This is a genomic window from bacterium (assembly GCA_016699045.1).
GTDB lineage: Bacteria > Babelota > Babeliae > Babelales > RVW-14 > AaIE-18.
Genome location: CP064957.1, coordinates 72,827 through 91,217, shown reverse-complemented (window position 1 = coordinate 91,217; position 18,391 = coordinate 72,827). Strand labels below are relative to the sequence as shown.

Here is an 18,391-nt window from a genome sequence, read left to right as displayed (position 1 = left end):
AGTATAAAGTATAGCAGGCTTTATCACAGAAAGCGATTCGAAAGTACGGGTTTAAAGGGCCCACGGCCCAAACCCATCACGAGTGAAGATAGGGCTTCCGACGACATGCCAATACCTCAAATTCGTCGGGGGCCCTATCTTCACTCTATCCTGTAATCTTCGCGAACGCAAAGAAACCACAAGCGCCCCTCCCTTCTTTTTATAACACATTAAAAAATTCGCCGCGCCAATCACTCCTTCAATCTTGCCACCAAGTCGCATCGCCGCAACCAAAACAATCAATGATTGAAAGAATATAAAGAAATTATCAGACACAATTGTTTGCGATACCAAAAATAACCCCGCATCTTACAAAGGGTAGCATCTAATAGAAATTGGCATTTTAAGTGTTTGTTATAATAGTATTGATTTTTTGTTTTTGTTTTGACTATTATGAAATTAATAACACACAGGATTTAATCAAATATTTTATTTTTAGATAATATTGGCAAAGTTCAACCCGGGAGATTAAGAATGAATTATGTAAAAACGTATGCCTTAATGGCAATAATAATGGCAAGCCTCATAATAGGCACTATCAAGGCGGAAGAACCCTTCTCTCTCGCCCTTGAAAAAGACTCGGCAACTACTGATACCAGGGCAGTGTATTTTTCCGCAAACAACATCAACAATATTGGAAAAAAGAAAATTATACACAATAGCGTTTCAAGTAACCTGCTTAACAAAAAACAAACAATACCAGACTCAACTCCACGCAGCGACAAAGAACGCCTAGAACAAGAATTAGATCTGGCCTTAAGCAACCTTATCTCAACAACCTTAGCCATGCAAGAACCTATTACCGAAGAGATAAATGTATCGTTCTCCAGCCAACCACAAGAAAAAGCCATTGAATTAATTGAGCAAGCAACACCAAATACTCAAATACCAATCGTTATTGAACCAATAACCATCCAACCACCGATTACTGACAACGCTACTACCGACACAAGCCCAACGGCAGTAAGTCTTGGCAATGTAACTGAAAAAATTGCCAAATATGACGAAGGCATTACCGCCATGAAGAAAATTAGAAAGTCACTCGTAAGGCTTCTTATTCTTCAACTCAATCAGAATTCAACCTTAAATTTTTCACAAGAACAACAAGATATTCAGCGCGATCTGGTAGAAGGAACTCGCTCCTTTTACGATTTTTTTAGCGACTTTCAAAAAAACCCAACTCCTTGGCTGCCGCGTTATCTTCAAGAAAAAAGCTTTTTACCGTTAGAATTTATCCTCGATAAAGAAAAATTTACTAACTTAGAGATGCCTACCCTTCTTGATACCCAATCAACTTCATCACAAGATATTATTGATACCGCCATTAAAATTGTTCAAACAGAAAAAGCACAGAAAAAAGAAAATCAACGAACAAGCACAAGTAGCACACAAGAGCAAATTGACCAATTGATACAGCATGCTCTTAACAACGCTATTCAAGAAGTGACAATCCCTCAACCAACAACTGATCAACCAATAGAACAAATAGCATCACCAGAACCCGCTCCTGCAAGTGTGCCTGCTACTCAAATTAAACCGGCCACGGGGCAGCTTGGAGCAGATATCTCATTTTTGATTCTCGACGCCAAATACACCAAAAACAAAATCAAAATTTTAGAGTTTGGTGAAGGTCCACGATCTCGCTTTGCTGGCTACAGCAAGATTTTTGGCGAAGGAAAAATTTGGGAAATGTTCTGGCATTATCTTGCACAATTTAACCAACAAATTTGGTACGTTGGCCCAGCTCTTGAAGAACAAAGCGCTCGAGATGAAATAGCAATAAGAAAATTTAACGCCGTTGGCGGCATTAACGTTACCAGCATTAAAGAATTAGTACAGCATCCAAAATTTCCAGCCATCGCGCCAGTTATTGATGAACGCGCCATTAGCTCGTACAAAGGCATTGTTGTCTTTAGGCACAAAAACCCAGCCGACGAGTTGGTCAGCGCTTTTAGAAAACAATATCCACACCTTCTGGTCCTTGATAGCGGCACCGGGCGGCACGTGAATAATAAATATTTAACAAGCACTCTCTTTGATACCAAGCAACTAACAGCATACCGCCCACAATGCAAAGCCTATCCTAAAAAATATCATCCTGATTTAGCAAAAAACATCATTAATGATTTCAATTGTTCAACGTTGGTGATTAAACCGCTCAACGCATTTAAGGGCTCTGGTATTATTATTACACACGCTAGCAACCTTGACGATCATCTCAGAAATATATTGCCTATGGAAAAAAGAAGTAAAAAAATAAGATCAACAACCAGCGTTAGCGACGCTGAAAAATATTGGTTAAAAGATAAAAATCAAAACTTTATTGTAGAAGAATACGAAGCTTCTCAGCCAATTGAAGTAGAAAGCAACTTATATGATCCAACCATGCGCATGGTCTTTACCCTGCATTATGATGAAGGTAAGATTCATTTAACATTCTTGGACGGCTACTGGAAACTACCAACACAACCTCTCATTGGCGCAGGAACACTGAACGATAAACACATCTCTAAAATAGGGGACAGCGGCATTAGCAGCGCAGCAATAGCTCCGGCAGACCTTGTTATTGCCAAGACAGCTCTACAAAAAGCATTACCACGAATTTATTTTAAAATGATGAAATCAAAAAATATACCTGCGGTTAAATCACTGCCACTTACCCCAATCACTTTCCTCAAAAAATCACCTCCACTACACTAACATCGTTATCACTAAGTCAAGATCCAGAGGCTCTCACCAACGAGAGCCTCTTTTCATTTTTGATCCCCCCATTGACTTTATTGCAAGTTGTTTTGTACCATCATGACAACTACGTAATTAGTAACATAAAGAAAAAAGGGAGTATTTATGATCACGTTGCTTACTCGTTCACTCCTCACGTGTTCGCTATTGATAACCACTCTTTCAGCAAACATTACCGTAAAACAAAAACGACATATTTTGGAAGAAACAACACTTCGCAACAACAATGATTTTTCAAATCAAGATAAACACAATAATAAACGCTATCGCATTAACGACGATCCCGTACAACTCAACACACTGTGTAGCGCTGCAAGCTCGGGAGACATTCAAACACTCACCACACTTGTAGTAAACGGTGAAAATATCAATATGCAAGATTCAATGGGAAAAACACCATTACACCATGCCATCAAACAAGGAAACGCTCAAACTGTTGAATACCTCCTTCTTCTGGGAGCAAACCCCAACATTCAAGACCATACAAACAAAACACCACGAGAACATGCACTCAAAACAAATGATCTTGAAATTCAATCACTTCTTTTCAATGATACCGAAACAAAGTCAATGCAGTCCAACTTACCTGTTGATATTTCATTTATCATTTCAGATTTAAAATTCGACGCTCATGGCAACGTAAAAATATTAGAACTTGGCGAAGGCCCCCGCTCATATTTCAAAGGGCACGAAACACTCTACGGTAAAGGCAAAATTTGGGAATCAATGTGGCTATTCCTTGAAAAACTCAACCTACCTGTTTGGTATGTTGGCCGTAAACCAGAGTCTATCTGGGCTGAATCGACTATTGCTGCAAAAAAATTTATTGATATTGGCGGGCAATTTGCTAGTTCCATAACCGAGCTTAAAAAAGACCCGCTTTTTCAAAAACTTACCGCTCTACCAATTAACAAAAATCCTCAAACGCTTGATGATTGCAAAGGTGTTATAGTCTTACGCCATCACTACACATCAAAAGCACTGTTAAACGACTTCAAAAAAAATTATCCTGATTTTATTGTTTTAGACAATGTTACCGCACCTTACGTCAATAATAAGTATACCACCAATCTTCTCTTTAATGACGATCGTCTCAAAGACTATAAACCACGTTGGCAAACGTACAAAAAAATCTACACCAAAAATTTGGCTCAAACTATTATTGATGATTTAAAAACAGATATTATTGTCTTAAAACCTTTAAGTGCCGCCAATGGCTGGGGCGTTTTAATTGTTCATAAAAATGACCTGGATTCAACACTCAAAATAATTTTGAAAAATCCATCAGCCATCGCCGCCAACCCAGACAAATCATATAACTATTGGGCTCAAGATAGAAATCGCGACTTTTTAGCTGAAGAATATGTACCATCCAAAACAATCACCATTCAAGGCAAAGAGTACGACGCAACAATGCGTATGGTATTTTTACTGTCGTATCACGATGACAAAATTTATACGACGTTTTTAGGCCACTACTGGAAACTACCCGCCTACTCAATTAATGAAGATGTAGAACTCACAAAAAAACATAAATCAAAAATAGGCAGCAATAGCCTTGCACCATCCTCTGCCAAAGTATCAATGACTGATTGTGAAAAAGTGAAAGGCATTCTCAAAGAGGTATTACCAAAGGTTTATTTAAAAATGTTGCTTTCGAAACAATATCCTCGCGCAATACAAGAAGAATAGTCTCATTCCTGACGCAAGACTTGGGCAACATTAAGATTACGTGAACGCCGGGCTGGCAACCACGTTGCAAGAAAACCTAACAACATGGTGGCAACAAAAACCACAAGAAAAATCTCAAGATCCATACGTGCTGGCAAATGCGAAACATAATAAACATCAGGCAGCTCTATGAATGGGTAACGCTCTAAAAACCAACCTGCACATGCCGCCAAACCTAGACCACACACGGTTGCCCAGAACGTTATAAAAACACCCAGTTTAACAAAAATACTTTGTATCATTTTACGAGGCATCCCCATCGCTCTCAAAATAGCAATATCACGACGTTTTTGTTGAATCTGCATAAATAACAAAGAAATCATATTCATACACGCCACCAGCGTAATCAGCGCTAGAATAAAGAACATGACATATTTTTCAAGTTTGAGCGATGCAAGAAGGGCTGGATACAGTTCTTTCCATGAATTAATCACTAAATGCGGAAATCGCTCTTTAAGTTTCTGTTGAACTAAAACTTCAGGATCTTGTGCACAAAAAAAATGGTGCATGCGTTGCCCAAGATAAGAAATCAAAGATCGTAAATCAGTTGGACGTGGAATAAAATCCTTTTTAATTTTCAAATTAATATGATCGACTCCCTTATCTTTATAAAGCATTTTAAAATAATCAAGCGAGGTAAAAGCAACGTTATTATCATACTCTTCCAAGCCGACCGAAAAAATGCCACTTACCACCACCTGCTTCTTATCCAAAAATATCTTCGTACGTCCGCCTGGTTCAGGAATTAAAAGCGTCAAAGTATCGCCCACCTGCAAACCATAATGCTCAGCGGTTTTTTGCCCAATAATAATATTGTTATCTTGGAGCAACAAACTGAGTACATCTTTCCTATCAAGCGTTAAAACTTCTTCCCGAGGCGCCGTAATTTTTTCTGGCAACACCGAAACTTCATGCTCATGAACCTGATCAATTCCTTTGAGAAATATCACACTTTGTGTTTTATCGCGATCAATAATTGCTTGGCGCGCACTGCTGCCACTAATGCCACACACCTGCTCGCCAAACTCAGTCTCTATCGCTCTGCCCAAAGCATGATAATCAAGCTGGCCCTTGGGCGCATAAAGTATCATATGAGCGTTAATGCCTTGCATTTTTTCATGAATAACTTTTTCAAAACCATTCGTTATAATTAAAGTGAGCATCAACGAAAAAGTACCGATAAAAATACCCATAAAACAAACTTTGATCATGAATGAAATATTTTTATCTTTGTTATTAAAACTTAAATATTTGTAAGCAAGCGTAGACGCCAAATTTTTCATACGTATATCCCCAAAAGTTATAAACCAATCGATTAAACAAAGTGTAACGTGAATAGGCAGGGCTTGCAAATAGTGCAAATTTTATTGATATTCTTTTTCTTAACAAAAATCTGGTATATGCTGAATTATTAATTTCCACTAAAAAAAGATAGCGAGTAAGGACCTTAGCAAAGAAAGATACCGATATGATCATGAAAAACCTTGGTTGCATGCTCAGCATTGTGAGCAGCCTGTGCCTTTTTTCCTCGTGCATAAAATATCACAAAGTGGTAAAAAGTGAATTCCCGCAAGGCAGCGAAGAGCAAGATTGCCGAGAAATAACACACAACAATGTGCGCTCACAAAAAATGTATACCGAATTTAAAACAGAAGCAGTCTTTGATGTCTTGTTGTTGTCAGACCAAACCCGCACCGCCTTTACCCAAAAATTTGCTCAACGACGCGGCAAGAACCGTGAAGCAATACAATCGTTACTTGAAAAAGAATACGAAGAAAACGCAGAATCAATCTCATTTTATGTCTTGGCAGAAATAAAAGATAACACCAACCCTGCATTAAATGACCCAAATTCATACTGGACACTATCTCTTGAAGCATCAAACGGCCAACGACTTGAAGCTGAAAGTATCCAAGAGATTGATATCGAACCTGAATATCAAACGTTCTTTGGGTATCGCTTTACGCCACACAAAACGGTTTATTTGGTAAAATTCCCACGCGAAAGCGCCGACAAAACAACGACAATTAGCTCTCACGAAAAAGTTACGATGGTTATTGCATCACCAACTAAAGAATTTCTTTTAACATGGGACCCTAAAGATTATAAAAAACATGCGGAGTTATTAAGTGATAAAGATTTCTATTGGTGCTGATCATCGCGGATTCGCACTTAAAAAACATCTGATCAAGCACTTTCAAGAATATGTCTGGTCAGACCAAGGAACAATGTCTGGCCAACAAACCGACTATCCAATTTACGCGCAACATGTGTGCAAAGAAGTTCTCTCGCATGCTGCCGATTTTGGCATCTTGTTGTGTGGCTCAGGGATTGGTATGTCCATCGCCGCCAATCGTTTTAAAGGTATTTATGCCGCACTATGTTGGAACGAAGAGATTGCACGTGCCGCTCGCTGCCACGATAAAGCAAATATCCTGATTTTAGCAACAGACTTAACCACGCCCGAACAAGCAGTTGCGATTGTCACGGCCTGGCTAGGCTCAGCATTTAAAGGCGAGCACTATCAAAAACGACTCGACATGCTCGATAAATTTTAAAAAGCACTTCACAAAAAAAGACCCCATGCTTTACAACATGAGGCCTTTTTTAATAATCAAATTATTTTAGAACCAAGAAGAACTACTTGATTTTGCAAGCTCTTTTTCAACTTCTTCAGCTAAAAAATTTCTGTGTTCAACTTCTTTAAGCTGCTCAAGTAATTGCTCAAGATCAAGATCTTGTATGTTTACAGGATTTTTAGGCTTCTCACTAAACCAATTGGTAACAAGATTGTCACCAAAGCGCCAACTAAGCAACCCATCAAAACCATCAAGCGCAACTTCCCATACCGCTTGATTAACAGCCTTACAAGCCTTTTCTATGATATTCAATTTAGCAAGTAAGATCAATGTCCCAGAAAGCGTAAATACAGCAATCAGCCCCCCACCAGTATAAACTAAAACCTGACGGCTTAAATCAATACCTTTGAGAACCGTATCTTCACCAAGCTTATAAATATTTCCTGAAATAGTCTTTTTTTTGTCTTTATCTTTATCTTTGTCTTTGTCTTTATCGTTATCTTTAGAAAGTTTTTTCAAAAGATCTTCTTGGTCTTTTAAAGCCTTCAACTGACGAAGCATTACTATTTGCTGAAAACGCATTTCATTAGCCTTTTGCTCGCTCACTAATGCATTACGCATATCATCAGTGGCAATAACTACGGGGCCATTGATATCTTCTGCCTGATCACCAGCCACAAGATTCAGCGAGTATGCACCGCTCAAAAGTACCATTACTAAAAACTTCATATTCTTTTTCATAGCAGGTTCCCCCCTTGCTTAAAAAGTTATTTAAACTCGTGATAAATTCAGTATTTATCATATATTAATCTTACCAAAGCTGCCAGATTCTTCAAACGCCAAAAAGTGTGTAAATAAGCCACAAAACAGCCCACCATCAAACAATTAATTCCTATTTGAAACCAATTAAAAACAACCACAAAAACAAAGCCTTTCCTGGCAGACCCCTAACAAAAATTATAAAAAACCAATATGACCAGCACCTAACACTAGCCACTTCTCAAAACTATTGATCTTTATCACCCCAATCAGGTACTGATTGAATTTAAAGAATAGCTTTGATCAACCACTAAATTACAAGCAGAAAACAAGGTATTATATTTAACAAGGGGAATGAATGAACGGTAAATCATTAAAACAACTTAATGTAGCTCAAAAGCGTGTTTTTGTACGCGCAGACCTCAATGTTCCTTTGTCAGACAAAGTCATTGTCAACGACTTCAGGCTTACCGCCCTTCTGCCAACGCTCGACTATTTACTCGAAAATGACGCAAAAGTTGTTTTGGCAACCCACCTGGGAAACCCAGAGGCGCTAAGTCGCAGTAATTATTTTGATGAAAATCTTTCAAGCTCGCTCCTGGTAGAATGGTTTGAAAAACGTGGCTACCACATAATCTACGAAATTGATCTTTTAAAAGCAGAAGCAAAAAGCCATACCGATCGACATGCTATTCTTTTAATAGAAAATCTACGCTTCTTTCATGGCGAAAAAGAATCAAAATCTGCCAACACCTTTGCCGACCTGCTCAAAAACCTTGCCGACTGTTACGTCAACGATGCGTTTGCGCTCATGCACCGCAACGATACCTCAACCACCCTGCTCCCGCAAAGATTTAATACTGAAGATCGTTCAATTGGTTTTCTAGTTGAAAAAGAGCTGACAATGCTGACCAGCATTAAAGAAAAGCCGCAACAACCGTACGTCATGATTTTAGGCGGCAACAAAGTAAAAGATAAAATTGATCTATTAAAAAATATTCTCAAACGACCACGCTACGCCATGCCTCAATCATTTTTAATTGGTGGTGCCATGGCGCACGCCTTTTTACAGGCGCAAGGCTACCACATTGGCCAAAGCATTGTTGATATGAGTGCGGTTGAATTTGCACGTAATTTTTTACACAAGGCCGATGAGCTACAAATCAGCATCAACCTACCTCACGATGCTCTGGTAACATTTGGCGATAGTTACCCAACAGATTATTACAATATTGATGCCATCCCAAGTAACGGTACTATCGTTGATATTGGTCCCGGCACTATAGAAATGTTTTCGCAAGATATTGCCAAAGCAACAACAATCTTTGCCAACGGCACAATGGGCATTTATGAAGATCCCGCGTATGCGCAAGGCACTAGCAAAATACTCCACGCAATCGCCAACAGCCAAGCACTGAGCGTAATTGGTGGGGGCGACACAGTCGCCGCAATTTTTGCCAACAACCTACAAACTGAAATCGATTTTCTTTCAACTGGCGGCGGGGCAACACTGGCGTTTATTGCCACCGATTTTGCAGAACAATCACTACCTGGCCTCAAAGCGCTGCTTTAACCAAGCATCGCTTGCGTTGTTTGCTTAAAAACTGCCTCGCTATTTTTTTTAGAAAAATGCGTTACGCTCCATTCTGGCAATGCCTGCTCAAGTTGGACAATAACGTAACTGTTATAACCAGAGGTAAAACCAACATCGCCCACCGTATGCACCATGCCATCCCATTGCCGCACATAGCCCTTGTTTTCGATAAGTTTATCAAGCATTGAACTTTTAAAATTAATGGCAGCATCTTTATCATTAAAATGCTGATGACTACGCATAATTGCCGCAATGTTAATACCAGGACCGTCTGAAAGATTTTGTAAAAAATATTCAGTAATTTCTTTACCAAAATAAAGACTTTGGTATTTCAGCGAAGCAGCAAAGCCACTATCTTCGCTTTCCGTCAAAAAGTTATTCCAATGCATACCAAGCTTTTTGGCACTGAGATTTTCAGCGCTATTTAAATAAATAACACCTTTGTCCGTATACGTTGCTGCCAAACTTTTAAGCGGAGTCTTTTTGAGATATGAAAACACTTCTTTAATTCTTTTATGCAAATGGCTTAACGATTTTTCGGTCAAAATTTTTTGCAATGCATTGTGCCGATTAATTTCTTCAATCAACTCAAAACGCACATCGCGCGTTACCAAAAGCTGCTGCGGGTTGAAACCTATCTCAATACCGCTGTGAGAAAATTTAATAAAATTAGTAACACTATCTTTCTCGTTAGTACAACCAATATAGTACGATAGCGGCAAATAATCGTACCAATATAACAAATCGGGATAATAATAAATCCCAAATTTTTCAGCAAATTCTTCGATTAATGAATAACGCTCGCCCAAATCTTGTTGCCCAATCGTTGCATATTGCTCATACAATGCTTTGTTGCATAGCGCATATTCATGGTTGCCACGCATCAGAAAAACTTTACCAAAGTTGACGCGATGGAGATAAAAAAGAAGCCGCACAACTTCAACACTATGCGGCATATAATTACTATAATCACCAAGAAACATGATCACAAAATCTTCAGCAATCACATGATATTCTTCGTCTAACAAACCTTGGCGTTGCAAATCATTTAAAATAACAACTAATGATTCAAGATCACCGTGCACATCACCAATCACCGCAATGCGCGTTCCCGGTTCAAAAATCTTTTTAACAACAAAAGGCGTAAAAAATCTATGCGCCTTTGCTTCTTCCAAGATCTTAAAATCACCAACCTCACCATCCAAAAAGTCTTCTGTGGGCAATGTATCGTAAAGCCAATTGCCAGCCCTCAACCGTAAGGCAGACTGCCGAACAAATTCTTTTGCCGCCTCGTCAAAATCTTCATACGTAACCGCACGTAAATTTTTTAGCACTTCACTTTTACTTTTTCTAACGATATTGGGCAATGACCAGTCACTCATTAGGTATCCTAAAAAAGATTATTCGGCTTGCTCTGCATTTAACGCATCAGCTTTCGCATACAAATCTTGCACGGTCAAATCACCCTGCTGCTGGCCATCGGCAAGACGCAACGTAACGGTATTTTGTTCCTGTTCTTTTTTACCAAGCACCAACATCCACGGCATCTTATCAATCTGCGCTCGACGAATTTGTGCAGATATTTTATCGCCCGATGTATCAAGTTCAACACGTAGCCCATGGGCCAGTAACTGTTCACACACATCCTTGGCATAAGCATTTTGGTGCTCAGAAATCATTAAAATGCGCGCTTGGACGGGCGCAATCCAAAATGGCAACCGCCCTTTACAATGCTCAAGAACCATACCCAAAAAGCGCTCGACAGAACCCAAGATAGCGCGATGCACAATAACCGGACGTTTTTTAGATTGATCAGAAGCGATGTACGAAAGATCAAAATTAATAGGCAAATTAAAATCTACCTGCACCGTACCACACTGCCACTCACGGCCCATGCTGTCTTCAATCACAATCTCTATTTTAGGACCATAAAAAGCGCCTTCGCCTTCTTGAATTTTATAAGCTACACCATTGCGGTCGAGCGCACTTTTCAATGCTTGCGTTGCCATTTCCCAATCTTTATCATCGCCCATATATTTTTCTGGACGTGTTGAGATAGCCATTTTAATATTGGCAAAATTAAATGCTTGATAAACTTTTGCGGCAAAATTAAGAAGCTTTACCACTTCATCTTCAACTTGATCAAGCATGCAATAAATATGGCCATCATCAATCGTGAACGCACGCACGCGAAACAAGCCATGCAAAACGCCAGACAATTCAAAGCGATGCACATAACCAAACTCGGTCAAGCGCAACGGCAACTCACGATATGAACGTGGACGCTCTTTGTAAATCAAGATTGAGCCGGGGCAGTTCATGGGACGCACACAATCGGTCTGTTCATCAATCGTACAAAAATACATTTTATCTTTGTAAAAATCATAATGCCCAGAAGTCTTCCACAAACCTTCTGCCATCAGCAGCGGCGTACGAATTTCCTGATTCTCTTTCTTTAAAAGCGAACGAATAAACTCAATAAGCTTGTTGTAAACCAACAAACCTTTGTGGTGGAAAAATGGCATCCCTGGCGCTTCATCGTGAAATGAGAAAAGATCCAGTTCTTTGCCCAAGCGACGATGATCGTACATTTTAACTTCTTCAAGCCGCTGCAAATAAGCGTCCAAATCTTCTTTGGTTTCAAACGCAATGCCCGTAATTCGTTGAAGCGCAATACCTTCACGGTTTGCACGCCAATACGAACCCGAAATGCTCGTCAATTTAAAATGCTTAATTTTGCCAGTTGAGTTCACATGCCCACCGCGGCACAAATCATAAAAATCACCCTGACCATATACGCCAACCGTTTCGTCGGTAACATCGTCAATGATTTCTAATTTAAATTGATTATCTTTAAAACGCTCGCGGGCATCTTTTTTGGGCACCTGACTGCCAATAATTTTATAATCTTTTTTTGCCAGCTCACGCATTCTCTCTTCAATACGCGGCAAGTCTTCTTCTTTAAAGTTTTGCACAGGCAAGAAATCATAAAAAAAACCGGTCTCCGTTACCGGGCCGATAGTCATTTTAGTGCCCGGAAATAATTCACTAACGGCATGCGCCAGTAAATGCGCTGCGGAATGACGCAGATTGTGTAGTTGTTCGTTCATTTCGCTCATAAGACCCTTTCTTTTTTATGCAAATCAGCCAATGTATTGCGGACTCACTTTCAAGATACTTATACTATTTTTCATGGCGGCACATGAGTGCGCTCTAGTGTAGCACGAGCTTATCATAATGAAAAGACGCTAGCCGCGGCGAACTGTACAAGCAAGAAAAGGAGACCTTGTGGAAGAAACGAAAAAAATCACCTCAAAACCATCAAACTCAAAAGGTGAATGCCCAATTCGATTAAATCGCATCTTTGTGCTAGACACGAACGTCCTATTGCACGACCCCAAAGCAATTTACGCCTTCAAAGGAGTGGTCGTTGGCATCCCATTTGTAGTTCTTGAAGAGCTTGATGGCTTCAAAAAAGAAGTCGGGGAAAAAGGTTATAACACTCGTGAAATCATCAGAACATTAGATTATTTGCGTTCTCAGGGCAGTCTCCTTGAAGGAGTTGAACTCAAAAACGGCACCGAAGGCGCTATTTTACGAGTTTTTCCAACACCAGACAAAGTTGATTTTTCTCAAAGCCTGACCAGCTTGAGCGAACAAACGTTCAAAGATAATCTCATCATTCAAACGGTCCAGGACCTCAGCAACCAAAACTGCGAAGTAACACTGGTTACCAAAGATATCAATTCACGCGTTAAAGCGGACGTTTTAGGCCTGAATGCCGAAGATTATACCAAAGGCCAAATTACGTACGACAGTTACTACAAAGGCTGGGTAGAGCGCATCATGCCGGCCAAAGATTTAAAAGATATGAATGCCAACAGAGTCTTGAGCATTGTTTCAGCGCAAGACTTAAGCCCCAATGAATACATTATTTTAGAAAGCGAAAACAATCCTGAAAATAATCGCCTCTTCCGTTTTCTTGGTGGTAACAACTGCAAAGAAATCAACCCAATTAGTATTTTAAGCAGCTTTAGAGCACGCAACATTCAACAGCTCATGGCGCTTGATTTATTGATGGACGACTCAATTAAAATTGTCAGTCTCTTGGGCCCTGCCGGTACCGGTAAAACATTTCTTACGCTCCTTGCAGGCTTGTTTAAAGTTGCTTATGAAAAACAATATCGCAAACTCATGGTAGCTCGACCAATCGTAGCTTTGGGCGCCGACGTTGGTTATTTGCCTGGCGACATTCAAGAAAAACTCCACATGTGGATGCAACCAGTCCACGACAATCTCGAATTTATTTCAAGCCAACTCATGCGCGGCAATGAAGAAGATTTACAGATGGAGCGCGAAAGAAAACCACGTTGGAAAAAAAATAAGAACCACAATCACGATCGTGATCAAGAACAAAAACACTATCAAAAAAGATTTCAAGACACTAAATTTGTAGAGCAACTGCAACAAAAAGGCATCTTAAGCCTTGAAGCAATTACCTACATGCGTGGCCGCTCTATTCCCAATCAATTTGTATTTATTGACGAAGTACAAAACTTAACACCACACGAAGTTAAAACGCTGGTCAGCCGCGCGGGCGAAGGCACCAAAGTTATTTTGGCTGGCGATCCTTTTCAAATCGACTCACCATACTTAGATTTTACGAGCAACGGCCTGACCGTTACAACTGACAAACTGAAAGGCTCCAGCCTGTTTGGTACGGCATTTTTAGAAAAGAGCGAACGAAGTGAATTGGCTCAATTAGCCGCGGATGTTTTGTAAAAAAGCATCAAGCGTCTCTTTAAACGTTAACGTGGAATTATCAATAACAATGGCTCCCTCAGGAATTCTGAGCGGAGCCACTTCTCTATTCATATCGCGTTGGTCGCGCGCTTCAAGTTCTTGTCGAATTTTTGCTGCATCAATATCGCCATTTTTGCGTTTTGCATCGTTTAAAACCCGTTGGGCTCGAACATCAACAGACGCTGTTAGATAAAATTTATAATCGGCATCAGGAAATACCACCGAACCGCAATCACGACCATCAGCAATGATATCGTACCGCTTGCCAATGTGGCGCTGCAATGGTAACAAAGCCTCTCGAACCGCTTTATTAGCACTCACGATTGATGCAAGCTGATCAATGTCGTGATGATATAATTCATCAACAACCGCAGAGCCATAAATCGTAATCCGTGGCTTACCATCAACATACGCATAATCAATGCCGGCAGTCATCATCAGATCAGCCGGCTGTACCACACACGGCCCGACGCACGTTAAAAACTGACTAATCTCAGCATCATATTTTTTTTTAAGGAGATACGCAAAGGCACGGTACAACAAACCAGTGTACAAATAATAAAAACCCATGCGCGTGGCCAAAGCCTGTGCCACCGAGCTTTTACCGCTGGCAACCGGCCCGTCAATCGTAATAATCATCAACTATCTCCTTTTTAACTAGCAACGCAATGGTGAATATTTTGGCATTAAATTCTTTTTTAAAAAAAATTCTGCACGATCAAGAAACGCAAGTCGATCAGGAAAGTCAGCAAACTCTCTTCTTTTTAGAGTAAGTGCTTGATCAAGTTTCTTTCTTAATTCTTGAGGAGTAAACTTTTTCTCGTATTCTTCTTGCCTGCATGCTGGACAATAACTCCCGTCAATATCGATACTTTCAACACAAGAACGATAAATATAATCCAACAAAAAATTGTATGCTTTTTCAAAATTTGCTTTCGCCCTGCTTAAATCACGTGGACTACTGTGCACAAAACAAATATCACTCATACAACGTTTATATGCATCAAACACAATCGTTTCGGTAATGACAACACCGTCAATTCCCAATTGTTCAAGCATCGCCGACACAGATCCCATTGCTGGAACAGGAACACTAAACTCTTCGATCTCAGCAGCCGATCCTCTACAAAAATCAGGACTTCCAATAATGCCAATTACCATCATCAATAAAACAATCACATATCTCTTCATGTAGGCCTTCCCATGCTACAACCATAAAAAATGTATTACTATATCACTACGAAACGTTTTAACATAGTCATAAATCAGTAAAGCCGCTATACTAACCATCACCAGCTTTACCACACTATTGTAAAAACGCTTGATAAATTTTAACTTCTTAAGAACAATGATGCAAGATAAAATTACCCCATTAATGCAACAATACTTTGCAATCAAAAAAGACTATGAAGATGCCCTGCTGTTTTTTCAAGTTGGTGATTTTTATGAACTTTTTTTTGATGACGCTATCAAAGCCTCATCGTTTCTTGCCATTACACTGACCAAGCGCGGCAAGAACAATGGCAAAGACATTCCCTTGTGCGGCGTTCCTGTCCATGCGCTTAATCATTATCTTAAAAAATTAATTGTCGGCGGCTTCAAGGTTGCTATTTGTGATCAACTCACCAAACCACAACCCGGCACGGTTGTGCAGCGCGGCATCACCAACGTTTTAACACCCGGCACCCTGACTGATGCTGCCATGCTTGATGAAAAATCAGCATCGTATCTGATGTCATTTTTTCCTGGTGAACATGCGTGGGGCCTTGTATTTTCAGAGCTTTTAACCGCCCAGCTTTTTGCTACCAGCGTACCGGCAGGCGCTCATAAAATGATTGAAGCAGAACTTATCAGATTTTTTCCTGACGAAGTTATTTTAGCGCAAGGCAGCCACGCAAAACCTTTTAATGTGTATTTCAAAAAACTTGGCTACTGTGCCAGTTTTGCGCCTTACAAAATTGAAGAAATCAGCAACGATATCTACGCCCCCCTGGCAGGAACTGCCTGGCTTGAACAACAATTTAACCACAGCGTGCAACAACAATTAACAGAACGAAAAGAACTTCTTCATTCGTTGGATGTTTTATATCGCTATTTGAACAAAAACCAATCTGCATCACTCTCGCAATTCAAATCAATCAATTTTTACGAACCAGACGATTATGTTATTTTGGACCGCGCAACACAAAAAAATTTAGAAATTATAGAAAACAACCAAGATGGCGGACGTAAAAATTCACTCTTTGCCGTTATGGATCACGCAAAAACCGCCATGGGCTCACGTACACTTAAAAAATGGTTACAACGACCGCTGGTACAAAAAGAAGCTATTGTGCAACGACAAGAAGTTGTTGTCAGTTTGATGAGCAGCGTTGGCACCATGCAAAAAGCTGAATACCTTTTAAGTCAGCTCGCCGACCTTGAGCGAATTATCGGACGCATTGCGTTACGCAAAGCGTCGTTATACGATTATCTTGCGCTGCAAAATTCACTCAGCATTGCGCCAGACATTAAAACATTATTGAAGGAACTGAATAACAGCAGCCTTGCACACGCAATCGCTGACAAGATTTATAATTTTGACGACCTGGTGCAATTACTTGCCAAAAGCCTGCACAACGACCCAACGAGCAAGTACACGATCAAAAAAGGCTTTGATCACCAACTTGACCACTTTCGTTATTTGATTGAAAACGGGCAGCAAGAAATTCTTAAACTTGAGCAACAAGAAATTGCACGCACCGGCATTAACAGCTTAAAAATTCGCTACAACAACATAACCGGCTACTACCTTGAAATTACCAATCCGAATTTGGCGCAAGTTCCTGCCGAATATATTTATCAGCAAAAGTTGGTAAATCGGGTACGCTTCAGCACGCCCGAACTTAAAAATTTAGAACAGGCAATTAACAGCGCCCAAAGCGAAATCGATGTCGTTGAAGCTGAAGTTTACCAACGCATCAAATATGAAGTTGAAAAATATTTAACACAACTCCGCCAAACAGCACAAGCCCTTGCGTACTTGGACTGTCTTTTTGGCTTGGCATCATGCGCTTACCAAAATCATTACATTGTTCCAACATTTAATGATCAGCATGATATTATTATTAATGGCGGCAGGCACCCAGTTGTTGAAACTAAACGTGAAGAAGCATTTGTAAAAAATAATACTATGCTCAACGCTGAGCAATCGCTTTTAATCATTACCGGCCCCAACATGGGTGGTAAATCAACGTACTTGCGCCAAGTGGCACTCATTTGCATTATGGCACAATGCGGCAGCTTAGTGCCTGCAGACAGCGCCAGTCTCCCGCTACTCGATCGTATTTTTACACGCATCGGTTCTGGCGACAATGTGGCAGAAGGCAAAAGTACATTTCTGGTTGAAATGGAAGAAACGGCAACAATCTGCACGCAAGCAACAAAAAACAGTTTGGTCATTTTGGACGAAGTTGGACGCGGCACCAGCACGTTTGACGGGATTGCACTCGCGCAAGCAATCATTGAACATTTAGTAAAAAATATTGGCACCAAATGTTTGTTTGCAACACATTATCACGAACTCACTGCACTAAGCGAACATTTTCCAATGATAAAAAACTACAGCATGCTGTGCAAAAAAATTGGTTCGCAATTACATTTCCTCCACAAAATGGAACCCGGCATTGCACACAGCAGCTTTGGTTTAGATGTTGCACGGCTTGCACAACTACCACCATCAATTATTGAACGCGCGAGCACTATTCAGCGTGAACTAAGTAACCATTCCCACCCCACATTCAATGCGACACAAGAACAAAAAAATTGCAGCTGTCCGCATACAACGCGACAACCAGATAAAGCTGATCACGTCGTTAAAAAACTGCAAACAATTAATATGAACGAATGCACACCAAAACAAGCATTTGATTTATTGTGGGAATTAACGCGCACTCTTTAGCATTATTGTTTTGTTATTTTCTGTGAGAAATAAAGAGATAATTATATTTTGGCCCACCAGAAAGCGCTTACTAAATATATTTGATTTTTCAAATTATTATGCTACGATCTATCACGCTTAGGAAAAGACAAACACATAGCAACGCGCAGTTATGTACTAAGCAAACGTATTATCATGTACTGTTATAATGTATTTTTTTATTAG

Annotated in this window: 13 protein-coding genes; 7 read left to right on the top strand and 6 right to left on the bottom strand. The window is 40.0% G+C overall.

From position 1 onward, the window contains the following. Positions 1 to 513 precede the first annotated feature (513 nt). Both IPF37_00400 and IPF37_00395 read left to right on the top strand, forming a co-directional pair. Positions 514 to 2,739 (top strand): hypothetical protein, encoded by a 2,226-nt coding sequence (locus IPF37_00400; protein ID QQR49293.1) that lies wholly within the window; start codon positions 514 to 516, stop codon positions 2,737 to 2,739. A gap of 147 nt (positions 2,740 to 2,886) precedes the next feature. Beyond that, a complete protein-coding gene (locus IPF37_00395) occupies positions 2,887 to 4,473 on the top strand; it encodes an ankyrin repeat domain-containing protein (GenBank protein QQR49292.1) in 1,587 nt (528 codons plus the stop codon). Positions 4,474 to 4,475: 2 nt separating this feature from the next. Here IPF37_00395 and IPF37_00390 read toward each other — a convergent pair whose 3' ends face one another. Next, complete coding sequence (locus IPF37_00390) at positions 4,476 to 5,795, bottom strand: ABC transporter permease (GenBank protein ID QQR49291.1); 1,320 nt, start codon at positions 5,793 to 5,795, stop codon at positions 4,476 to 4,478. Positions 5,796 to 5,980: 185 nt separating this feature from the next. On the opposite strand from IPF37_00390, the gene IPF37_00385 reads away from it, so the two are divergent. Both IPF37_00385 and rpiB read left to right on the top strand, forming a co-directional pair. Continuing rightward, on the top strand, positions 5,981 to 6,667 hold the full coding sequence (locus tag IPF37_00385) for a hypothetical protein (protein ID QQR49290.1): 687 nt from the start codon (positions 5,981 to 5,983) through the stop codon (positions 6,665 to 6,667). After that, a complete protein-coding gene (gene rpiB / locus IPF37_00380) occupies positions 6,642 to 7,070 on the top strand; it encodes a ribose 5-phosphate isomerase B (GenBank protein ID QQR49289.1) in 429 nt (142 codons plus the stop codon). The genes IPF37_00385 and rpiB overlap by 26 nt, the downstream gene beginning before the upstream one ends. Before the next feature lie 66 nt (positions 7,071 to 7,136). On the opposite strand, the gene IPF37_00375 is transcribed toward rpiB, so the two are convergent. After that, a complete protein-coding gene (locus IPF37_00375; protein QQR49288.1) occupies positions 7,137 to 7,832 on the bottom strand; it encodes a hypothetical protein in 696 nt (231 codons plus the stop codon). 376 nt (positions 7,833 to 8,208) lie between these two features. Between IPF37_00375 and IPF37_00370 the strand changes: the two genes are divergently transcribed. Then, entirely contained in the window at positions 8,209 to 9,423 is a 1,215-nt protein-coding gene (locus IPF37_00370) for a phosphoglycerate kinase (GenBank protein ID QQR49287.1), read from the top strand. On the opposite strand, the gene IPF37_00365 is transcribed toward IPF37_00370, so the two are convergent. Together IPF37_00365 and thrS are read right to left on the bottom strand one after the other, a co-directional pair. Next, a complete protein-coding gene (locus tag IPF37_00365) occupies positions 9,420 to 10,826 on the bottom strand; it encodes a metallophosphoesterase (GenBank protein QQR49286.1) in 1,407 nt (468 codons plus the stop codon). The genes IPF37_00370 and IPF37_00365 overlap by 4 nt on opposite strands. A gap of 18 nt (positions 10,827 to 10,844) precedes the next feature. Continuing rightward, positions 10,845 to 12,563, bottom strand: coding sequence for a threonine--tRNA ligase (gene thrS / locus IPF37_00360; GenBank protein QQR49285.1), 1,719 nt, complete (start codon positions 12,561 to 12,563; stop codon positions 10,845 to 10,847). 169 nt (positions 12,564 to 12,732) lie between these two features. Between thrS and IPF37_00355 the strand changes: the two genes are divergently transcribed. Beyond that, positions 12,733 to 14,226, top strand: coding sequence for a PhoH family protein (locus tag IPF37_00355; protein QQR49284.1), 1,494 nt, complete (start codon positions 12,733 to 12,735; stop codon positions 14,224 to 14,226). Here the strand turns inward: IPF37_00355 and cmk are convergent. Both cmk and IPF37_00345 read right to left on the bottom strand, forming a co-directional pair. Beyond that, positions 14,206 to 14,886, bottom strand: coding sequence for a (d)CMP kinase (cmk, locus tag IPF37_00350; protein ID QQR49283.1), 681 nt, complete (start codon positions 14,884 to 14,886; stop codon positions 14,206 to 14,208). The two genes, IPF37_00355 and cmk, sit on opposite strands and share 21 nt — an antisense overlap. Positions 14,887 to 14,904: 18 nt before the next feature. Further along, complete coding sequence (locus tag IPF37_00345; GenBank protein ID QQR49282.1) at positions 14,905 to 15,438, bottom strand: hypothetical protein; 534 nt, start codon at positions 15,436 to 15,438, stop codon at positions 14,905 to 14,907. Between the two features lie 157 nt (positions 15,439 to 15,595). Between IPF37_00345 and mutS the strand changes: the two genes are divergently transcribed. Continuing rightward, positions 15,596 to 18,187: a DNA mismatch repair protein MutS gene (gene mutS / locus IPF37_00340; GenBank protein QQR49281.1), complete on the top strand. Its 2,592-nt coding sequence runs from the start codon at positions 15,596 to 15,598 to the stop codon at positions 18,185 to 18,187. Positions 18,188 to 18,391: the final 204 nt, after the last annotated feature.